8 protein-coding genes, 5 tRNA genes and 1 rRNA gene are annotated in these 9,310 nt (G+C 47.3%); 11 read left to right on the top strand and 3 right to left on the bottom strand.

Features of this window, described 5'->3' with window-relative positions; translation table 11 throughout:
* The 7 genes from AC1DLI_RS12330 to AC1DLI_RS12300 form a co-directional block, all read left to right on the top strand.
* Positions 1–145 (top strand): 23S ribosomal RNA (locus AC1DLI_RS12330); the annotation flags it as partial.
* Between the two features lie 158 nt (positions 146–303).
* Positions 304–380 (top strand) — tRNA-Met (locus AC1DLI_RS12325).
* A 40-nt stretch (positions 381–420) separates the two neighbouring features.
* Positions 421–497: transfer RNA gene (locus AC1DLI_RS12320), tRNA-Asp, on the top strand.
* A gap of 30 nt (positions 498–527) precedes the next feature.
* A tRNA-Gln gene (locus AC1DLI_RS12315) sits at positions 528–602 on the top strand.
* A gap of 32 nt (positions 603–634) precedes the next feature.
* Positions 635–714: transfer RNA gene (locus tag AC1DLI_RS12310), tRNA-Leu, on the top strand.
* Between the two features lie 261 nt (positions 715–975).
* Positions 976–1,050, top strand: a tRNA-Gly gene (locus tag AC1DLI_RS12305).
* A gap of 759 nt (positions 1,051–1,809) precedes the next feature.
* Complete coding sequence (locus tag AC1DLI_RS12300; RefSeq protein ID WP_477602898.1) at positions 1,810–2,406, top strand: P-loop nucleotide/nucleoside kinase family protein; 597 nt, start codon at positions 1,810–1,812, stop codon at positions 2,404–2,406.
* Positions 2,407–2,520: 114 nt separating this feature from the next.
* Here the strand turns inward: AC1DLI_RS12300 and AC1DLI_RS12295 are convergent, their stop codons facing one another.
* Positions 2,521–3,909, bottom strand: coding sequence for a DUF5808 domain-containing protein (locus AC1DLI_RS12295; RefSeq protein ID WP_477602896.1), 1,389 nt, complete (start codon positions 3,907–3,909; stop codon positions 2,521–2,523).
* 10 nt (positions 3,910–3,919) lie between these two features.
* Entirely contained in the window at positions 3,920–4,315 is a 396-nt protein-coding gene (locus AC1DLI_RS12290; RefSeq protein WP_477602894.1) for a GntR family transcriptional regulator, read from the bottom strand.
* Positions 4,316–4,511: 196 nt separating this feature from the next.
* On the opposite strand from AC1DLI_RS12290, the gene AC1DLI_RS12285 reads away from it, so the two are divergent.
* The 4 genes from AC1DLI_RS12285 to AC1DLI_RS12270 all read left to right on the top strand — a co-directional run bounded on the left by AC1DLI_RS12285 (position 4,512) and on the right by AC1DLI_RS12270 (position 8,694).
* Positions 4,512–5,507 carry a Gfo/Idh/MocA family protein gene (locus AC1DLI_RS12285; protein WP_477602892.1) on the top strand — a complete coding sequence of 332 codons (996 nt, stop codon included), beginning with the start codon at positions 4,512–4,514 and terminating at the stop codon, positions 5,505–5,507.
* A 103-nt stretch (positions 5,508–5,610) separates the two neighbouring features.
* Positions 5,611–6,375, top strand: a complete 765-nt coding sequence (locus AC1DLI_RS12280) for an NUDIX domain-containing protein (protein WP_477602890.1) — start codon at positions 5,611–5,613, stop codon at positions 6,373–6,375.
* A 23-nt stretch (positions 6,376–6,398) separates the two neighbouring features.
* Complete coding sequence (locus AC1DLI_RS12275; RefSeq protein WP_477602888.1) at positions 6,399–7,208, top strand: ribose-phosphate pyrophosphokinase; 810 nt, start codon at positions 6,399–6,401, stop codon at positions 7,206–7,208.
* 1 nt (position 7,209) lies between these two features.
* Positions 7,210–8,694, top strand: coding sequence for a nicotinate phosphoribosyltransferase (locus tag AC1DLI_RS12270; protein ID WP_477602886.1), 1,485 nt, complete (start codon positions 7,210–7,212; stop codon positions 8,692–8,694).
* Positions 8,695–8,765: 71 nt separating this feature from the next.
* Here AC1DLI_RS12270 and AC1DLI_RS12265 read toward each other — a convergent pair whose 3' ends face one another.
* Entirely contained in the window at positions 8,766–9,227 is a 462-nt protein-coding gene (locus AC1DLI_RS12265; protein ID WP_477602920.1) for an SRPBCC family protein, read from the bottom strand.
* Positions 9,228–9,310 lie beyond the last annotated feature (83 nt).

Genomic DNA, 9,310 nt, shown 5'->3' with positions numbered 1-9,310 from the left:
GAAAGCATCTAAGCGTGAAGCCCCCCTCAAGATGAGATTTCCCAGTATGTAAGACCCCTTGAAGACGACGAGGTTGATAGGTTCGGGGTGGAAGCACAGCAATGTGTGTAGCTGACGAATACTAATCGGTCGAGGGCTTATCCTAAACAYGTTTGCATGGACCCATACATCCGGCAGACAGCAGCTAATAAGGTTTCAGCAAACCTAACTTTCGTATCCAGTTTTCAGGGCGCAATCTGCTAATGTTTACATTAGTAAACGTCCGACTAAGTGGCGTTTGTTCTGATTATAAGCAACAATTGACGCGGGGTGGAGCAGCCCGGTAGCTCGTCGGGCTCATAACCCGAAGGCCGCAGGTTCAAATCCTGCCCCCGCAACCAATCCTTGGTTTTACTTTCGGATTTATCCGAGCATACATATGGAGCTGTGGTGTAGTGGCCCAACATGCCTGCCTGTCACGCAGGAGACCGCGGGTTCGAATCCCGTCAGCTCCGCCATTTTAACAAAAGTGTACGAAATATAGATGTTGGGGATTAGCCAAGCGGTAAGGCAACGGACTTTGACTCCGTCATTCTCAGGTTCGATCCCTGAATCCCCAGCCATTTTCTTTAAACGGCTGGAATTTTTTAATTGCGCGCGTATGGCGGAATTGGCAGACGCACTAGACTTAGGATCTAGCGGGCGACCGTGGGGGTTCAAGTCCCTCTACGCGCATCATACGAAGAAAGAGTCCTTGCTTAGCAGGGGCTTTTTTTTATGCTCTTAGGATGGTTTTCTGGGAACTTTATTATATAAGTTCGACGTATTTTACCCCTGTGGGCAACTTTAATTAGAACGATTTTATAATTAACTTGAAAATAATCAACAAAATTAATTATTATTTTTTAGAAAACACTTGTAAAACACTCATCATAATGTTATTATATTTCTTGTCGCCGAAAAATCAAATCTGAAATACGGTCGATAAAATTACATGCGGAAGTGGCTCAGCGGTAGAGCATCGCCTTGCCAAGGCGAGGGTCGCGGGTTCGATTCCCGTCTTCCGCTCCAATATTACCATTCAAAACACCTTGCGCTGCAAGGTGTTTTTTGTTATGTATTTAGAGGGACAAAGTGAAGTGTCCAGGCCAGGATACCTCTAGAAGACAGCTCTCCAGAAGCAGGCTGATACTTCGTCTTATTTTAGCAGGAATATTTCCATCTAATTATCTTGAAAAAAATCTATGATTTAAATAGATGGATTTTCACCGGTTAATTAAACGGATTTCGCTTGGCAGCAGGGAAAAGACGTGAATTAGATGGGGTTATTCCTGCTAATTATCAAGAATTACAGTACATTAGCGGGAGAAATTCCATCTAATTGGAAAGATCCTGGCAAAGCGTAAATATGAAGCAATATGATCTTCTGAAAGTGTGGAATGACAGTACTCTAGGATAGGATGAAGAAATAGTCGAGAGCTGGCGGTTATGATATAAGATGAAGGTAAAGTCGTGAGCTGGCTGTTGGAGTTAGGATGAAGGTCAAGTTGAGAGCAGGCCGGTTGGAGTTAGGATGAAGGTAAAGTCGAGAGTTGGCTTGTTTGGAGTTAGGATGAAGGTAAAGTCGAGAGCTGGCTGTTAGGAATTAGGACGAAGGTAAAGTCTAGAGTAGGCCGGTTGGAGTTAGGACGATAGTATAGTCGAGAACTGGCAGTTGAGATCAAATGAAGTTAAAGTCGAGAGACAATAGTTTCGGGTTTTGACGGAGGGATATCCGTATTGCGCAAGCTAGGTATGAATAATGAAGTGTTAAGGGAGGAAGGGATTTTTATGCGTAAACTTGTGTTTTTTGTAGGCGGTGCAGGAGCAGGCAAGACAACGCTTGCGAAAGCTTTGGCGAAGAAACGGGGCGTTTCGATCATCGACATGGATACGGTGCTGCGACCGGCTGCAGTTGCGCTCATGACGCAGGCAGGTCTGGATCCAAGTGACCGGGATTCCAGCAGCTACAAAGCGTTATGCAGGGATTTAGGCTATCGCATCACGATGGATGCCGCTCTAGAGAATATTGCTAATGATGTCGATATCTTTGTGATTGGGCCGTTTACAAAAGAAACAGAGACCCCGGATTGGATCGAGCAGGAGCTCTCATCAATAGGGGCCTCCTTATTGGATGTTGAGGTAAAGGTCGTATTCGTTTATCTCCGAGACGATAAGCTCCACTACGAACGGATCAAGCACAGAGGCTTGATACTCGACCAGTACAAGTTGGACAACTGGAGCGATTTTAGCCGCTCGCTTGTGAAGCGAGAGCTGAAGTGGCGTATTCCAGCGGCATCGGTGCTTTATTTTGACAACTCTCATGGCTTAAACGAACAATCGCTGGAAATGCTTGAGCAGTTTATTTACAGCGCCAGATCCTCCTAGCTTGCATTGCATGGAGTTCTCCTAACTCGAAGTGCTGTAGTAGCCCTTCTAGCTTGCAGTGCTATATGAGCCCTTCTAGCTCGCAGTGCTAGGGCGATCTTCTAGCTGACAGTATTATGGCGTTATGTGCGCATTGAGCTCGTTAAAGAGTGCTTCAGTCTTTGCTGCATCTTTTTCATTGAAAATGACAGTATGGTCTTCTAACTGAATGAAAATGTAAGGCGGCGAATTTTTGAATACATAAAGCTTGGCTGCTCCCAGCTTCTCTAAGGAAAAGCTGCCTCGTGCATATTCTGCCGTCGCTGTGCCATTCGTCCTGAAGCCGCTTGGGAGAGACTCTTCCAGCGTAATCCCCTTTACGTCGCTGAGATTAAAGCTGTAATCATACAAAGGGTAGTCAATCGATACGGTGCCGCTGTCAGCAATCGTCAGTGCCGGCGACGTATGGTCGGACTGCACGGCAAAAGCAGCAAGCGGAAGGATGATAAGAAGGGCCAACGCCATTCCGCCGTATTGAATCCATTTTCCGCCTCGCGTGGCCATATTCAGTGTCGTACCGACACCCACGCGTTTGGGTACCATGACGGATTTATCATCTGGGTTGTAATAGGTAGAGCCATTGATCCAGAAGCCGTCGTCGTCGCTCGGAATAGCCTCCCCGTCCGTCTCTGCCAGACTCTCCTCCAAAGCGCGTACCTTGTTATGAACAAAAAAGATGCTGCCTAGCGGTACTAACGACACCATCACAATGCCGATCATCCACTGTGTAAAGCTAAGTGAGCTGCTTCCTGTTGTTAAAATCAAATAAGCGACATAAGCGTTGATGCTCTCAAAAATGGCGAGAATAGGCCAAAGCATCGACCAGTAGCGCCGTGCTGCGCGATTAATAGCGGCATTGATATCGATGTTATCGCTGTAAACCTTCGTTTTCATATTGCCGAAGGCAGCGTATATAACGTACAGGATGACGGTCATCGCCAGCGAAGCGATCCCGGTCATTCTTAATAGTACGTCTTTGTTCTGAAAGGATAGAAGAATGGGGACGATGGATAGCAGTGCGGGAATCAGGAACCAGTATGGCGATACGAGCATCGCTTTTTTTAACTGCGTGATCTTGGTATCGATTCGAATCATTCGTTTCTCACCCACGAACCACTCGTTTTCCCGTTTTAGAGCCGCGGCTTTATAATGGATGCTGTTGAAGGGGAGCTTTGACGTGTAAAGAAATGCGGCAATCCAAACGATCATATAGATAAGCGATAATGAGAAATATTGGCCGAGAAAGAAAAACGGCACCAGGGAAAGCAGCATGGCAACCCCATAGATGGTGTATGATTTTTTATATTCGGCTTGAAGCTTCTTCATCGTTTCATCCTCTAAGGCATGCGAAGGAAGCGTGACGCCGAATAATATTTGATTGTTTGGCACGGCTTGCTTTAGAAACAGCACAAGAATACTGATATAAGCAATTACGGCTGGAATAACGAAATAAAAATTGTTCATAAAAAGTCTCCTATTCTGGTAGGGGATGATTTTTGCTGGCTGCTGCTGTAAAGATATTCGAGCAAATTTGCATAAACTCCTCTTGCCCGACTCCCTTAAGGCTGGCTTCCGAAATGACAAGCTCTAATTCGCGTTCAAGTTTACTGTTGAAGTCTGCCTGCTTGTTCCATACGGTACAAACCGTAGCGCCGCGCCGCCTGTCAATGGATATGTAACCCTCGGCTTTCAAAATGGCATAAGCTTTGTTTACCGTCATGGCATTGACGCCTAGATCATCGGCGAGCTGCCTAACCGTAGGCAATCTTTCGCCATAACTGAGCCCGCCTACGCCGATTCCGATGACAATTTGGTTGCGGAGCTGTACGTAGAGCGGAAGGTCACTGTTGTAATCAAGCTTCAAAATCATCGGATCACCCCTTGCAACAATGTATTATTTGTATTGCAAATACTAATACAAAAGAACCGGTAAGTCAAAAATAGGGGCGGCAGTCTTTGGACATGCTGTCCCCGGGTTGGCTATAATAAGCAGATGCGGATTTCATATCCAAACCATTAATGAGATTAATGTTTTACCCAATAAAATCGCTCAAGGAGAGAATAAAATGATTAAATTCGGCATTATCGGAACGAACTGGATTACGGAAGCATTTATTGACGCAGCGCGTGAAGTAGAGGATTTCGCTCTAACGGCTGTCTATTCGCGTTCGGAGGAAACAGGGGCAGCTTTCGCAGCGAAGCATCAGATTGCTGCTGTGTTTACAGATGTAGCGGAGATGGCGGCAAGCGGGCAGATCGATGCCGTTTATATCGCTAGCCCGAACTCGTTTCATGCGGCACATGCTATTACTTGCATGAAGCATGGCGTTCATGTGCTCTGTGAGAAGCCGGTCGCTTCGAATGCCCATGAAATGCGTCAAATGATCGCTGCGGCCAAGGAAAATGGCGTGCTACTGATGGAGGCGATGAAGTCGACGTTTCTTCCCGGTTTCCAAGCCGTGCAGGAGAACCTGGATAAGCTGGGAGAGGTGCGGCGTTATTTTGCAAGCTACTGCCAATATTCCTCCAGATACGATGCTTACAAGGCAGGAACTGTCCTTAATGCCTTTAACCCGGTGTTCTCAAACGGAGCGTTGATGGATCTTGGGATTTATTGTTTGTATCCGCTAGTAGCCTTGTTCGGAAAGCCGGACGTTATTAAAGCTACTGGCGTTATGCTGGAATCGGGCGTAGACGGCGAGGGTAGCATCGTTCTGCAATACGCGAGCATGGATGCCGTCATCATGTACTCGAAGATTACCCATTCTTCACTGCCATCCGAGATTCAAGGGGAGAGCGGAAGCATTGTCATTGATAAAATCAGTGAGGCTGGAAAGGTTGAAGTCCAATATCGGAACGGAACAACCGAGGATATTTCTAAGCCGACAAATCCCAAGTCGATGTACTACGAGGCTAAGGAATTTATGGAGCTGATTAATGCCGGCAGAACCGAATCATCCGTAAATACATACGAAAATTCGTTGATCACGCTGGAGATTATGGATGAGGCAAGAAAGCAGATCGGCCTTATATATCCCGCGGATAAAGCAGGCTCTGAATGACGATTGGCCTATTTTCACCAAAAAGAATTGACAAAGTCATTCAATAATGTCATTATGATAATATCAAATCGAAACAATAATCCTGATCAGGAGAGCGGCAACCATGGTTGAAAATGAATCCAATTATTCCGCAAGCCGTTACCGCACGCCGGATGGCGCGCCTGCAGATATCGTCATCTTTACGATTGTTTCAACGGAAAAGCTGTCTACGAAAAAAGCATTGCCAACCCGCGAGCTGCACGTGATGCTGATTCAGCGGAACATATGGCCCTATGAAGGGAAATGGGCGCTTCCGGGTGGCTTTACCAAGGAGAACGAGACCGTATACGAATGCGCAGCACGCGAGCTGCAGGAAGAGACGGCAGTTGAGGATGTTCACATTGAATATTTTAACGTGTACAGCGCACCTGGGCGTGATCCCCGGGGCTGGATCATCTCGCATGCTTTTCTGGCGCTTGTAAATGAGCGGGCGTTAGCGCATAGGACAGCCGCGGTTGACGCCTCGGATGTGCGATTGTTCACGGTCGAGGAAGCTTTGCAGATGGACCTCGCCTTTGACCATAAGCAAATATTGAGCGACGCGCTGCAAGGCATTCGCAAGAAGATGCTCACCACGACGATCGCAAAGGAATTTTTGCCGGAGGACTTTACACTAAGCGAGCTGTATCAGGTTATCCAGACGGTTGTTCCGGATTTCGAGGAGCCGAACTTCATTCGCAAGCTGACGTCAACGAAAAGCCGCAGCACGATTATCGAGGAATCCACAGACGAGAACGGAACACCGGTACAATCCAAGCAGTACTCGCAGCGAGCGGCGCAATTGTACCGTTTTACAAAGGAAGAGCCCCAGTTGTCTATCTATAGCTGAATGCTTACGAGGAGAGTGACGGCATGCTGAAGTTTAATGGAGTGGAGCTTGGTTTGAAGCAGTTTCCGAATGGGGAGACGCTCATTAACGGTGATGAGATTCTTACGCATATGGCGGATTTCAACACCATCGTATGGAAGTATGAGAATGACGGAGATCTCGTGAAGCTTATGTTCGTCAAGAGCTATCTTGATGACCGGAGAGTCAAATGTACGTTAACCGTCTATTATTTGCCTTACAGCCGAATGGACCGGGTGGAAGGTACATCCGCATTTACGTTAAAATATACGGCTGCTTTCCTTAACAGCCTAAACTTCGAATCCGTCACGATTATTGAGCCGCATTCGGATGTATCGCTTGCGCTGATCGACCGCAGTATCGGAAAGTATCCGACGATTCAGCTGCTAGAGCAGGTTGCCGCCCAGGTAGGCTTCCATGCGGAGCAGGATTATCTGTTCTTTCCGGATGCAGGGGCGCAGAAGCGGTACAGCAAGGTACAGGGCTATAAGCAATTGGTAGGCTTTAAGGCGAGAGACTTCCAGACGGGGCAAATTAAGAGTCTTGAGGTTGTTGGAAACGTAGAGCGTACGGGTTTCAAAGCGATCATCGTGGATGATCTTTGCTCTTATGGCGGGACGTTTATGCTTAGCGCAGAGAAGCTGAAGGAAATCGGCGCCTCGCAAATCTATTTACTAGTCGGGCATTGCGAGAATTCGATTTATAAAGGAAAAATATTAGAATCCGATCTCATCGATAAAGTATTTACGACCGACACGATACTCAGTCAAGCCGGGCATGAAAAAATTCACGTATACGAAATGGGAGGCCTATAAAATGACTCAAACATTCGTTTATCCAGCAACGCTACTATGTGATTTTTACAAGGTGAGCCACAAAAACCAATATCCGAAAGGCACCGAGCTCGTTTACTCGACCTGGACTGCGCGCACAAGCCGATTGGAAGGCATGAACGAGGTTGTAGCTTTTGGCTTCCAATCGTTTATTAAACAATATTTGATTGCCTATTTTAACGAGCATTTCTTTGCCAGAACGAAAGCGGAGGTTGCCGATGAATACAAAAGGCTTATCCGGCATGCGCTTGGCGAGGCGGAGCCCGATGCTTCGCATATCGAGGAGCTGCATGAGCTGGGCTATCTGCCGATTAGAATTAAAGCGATAAAAGAAGGCGCATTAGTGCCGGTAAGAGTACCGATGCTGACAATCGAGAATACGAAGCCGGGATTTTTCTGGCTGACCAACTATTTGGAGACGTTGATGTCGTGCCAGCTGTGGATGCCGGCTACGAGCGCGACGCTTGCTTTCGAGTACCGCAAAATATTGGAGGCCTACGCGCTTAAGACGAATGGGGACCCAGCAGGAGTTCCGTTCCAAGGCCATGATTTCTCGATGCGGGGCATGGGTGCGCTTGAATCGGCGCTCGGCAGCAGTGCGGGACATCTCCTTTCGTTTACGGGAACCGACACGATTCCAGCCATTTTCTATTTGGAAAATTATTATAACGCCGATATTGAGAAGGAATTGGTAGGCACGTCGATTCCGGCAACGGAGCACAGCGTGATGTGCGCGCATGGCCGTGACGAGATGGCATCGTACCGCTATTTGATCAAAGAGGTATATCCTAGCGGCTTCGTCTCGATCGTATCGGATACGTGGGATTTGTGGAGCGTGCTGGACGTAGTTATCCGCGGCTTAAAAGAAGATATTATGAGCAGGGACGGCAAGGTGGTCATTCGCCCGGACAGCGGGGACCCGGTCAAAATCATTTGCGGAGACCCGGATGGGGAGAGCGAATTCGAGCGCATGGGCGTTATCGAAATTTTATGGGATATTTTTGGAGGCACCGTCACCGAGAAAGGCTACAAGCAGCTCGACAGCCACATTGGAGCGATTTATGGCGACGCGATTACGATTTCGCGCTGCAGCGAAATTTGCGAGAAGCTGGCTGCCAAAGGCTTTGCTTCGACGAATATGGTATTTGGCATCGGTTCGTTTACCTACCAGTACAACACCCGCGATACGTTTGGCTTCGCTTTGAAATCGACATTTACCATCGTAGACGGTGAGGAGCGCAAAATCTATAAGGATCCCAAAACCGATAATGGCGTGAAAAAGTCGCAAACAGGCCTTGTACTTGTTACGGAGCAGGACGGAAAGCTTGCTTACACGGACAATCTAAGCGTTGCAGAGTATGAAGCACGCAAAGCGGAGGATCAGCTGGAGGTTGTGTTTGAGGACGGGAAGCTAGTACGGGATTTAAATTTGGCTGAGGTACGCACGAACTTATTGGCTCATTTATAATATAGGATCAGAGAAACAGCGACAGCTTGGACTAGAAAAATAGAGTCCGGGACTGCCGCTGTTTTATTATGTTAATAGTTAACGTGAGCGTCCGGAGCCTTATCGAATACTAGATTTAAGAGGATGCCATGCTCAAGGAACGCTTTCAGCCCGCAGAGCACGATCGTGAAGCCTCCCATTGCGTCAATGGCTTGTCCTACCGTTTCATCCGCATTTCCAGTGAACCCCGAATTTGTAATCGTGACGAACGTTTCATTTGCTGCCCGGGAAGTGAACGTCCACTCGACCGTAGAGCCGAAGTCGATGAGAATACGCTTGTTCTCCACGATATCTTTTACAGCGATGTCTGCGGAAGCGCCATACATTTCCCAATCCCAACGGACCATTTTTCCCGTTTCTAGTTTTCCGCTGCCTTTGGTAAACCAGAATTTCGAAGTGATCTCGGGATCGATAAAAGCTTGAAAAACCTCTTCAACCGGTTTTCTAATTAGCATTTCCGCTTTGGCAATCGGTTCTTGAGTGAGAGCAGCCATCATCATTTCTCCTTTTATCATAAAGTCTCCTTAAATCATAGCATACTTTTCATTAAAAATAGGAATGGATGGCTCTTCGCAGG

Source organism: Paenibacillus sp. 01T443, from assembly GCF_056398325.1.
The sequence above is the reverse complement of the archived record's forward strand: the minus strand, read 5'-3'. Positions and strand labels throughout refer to the sequence as shown.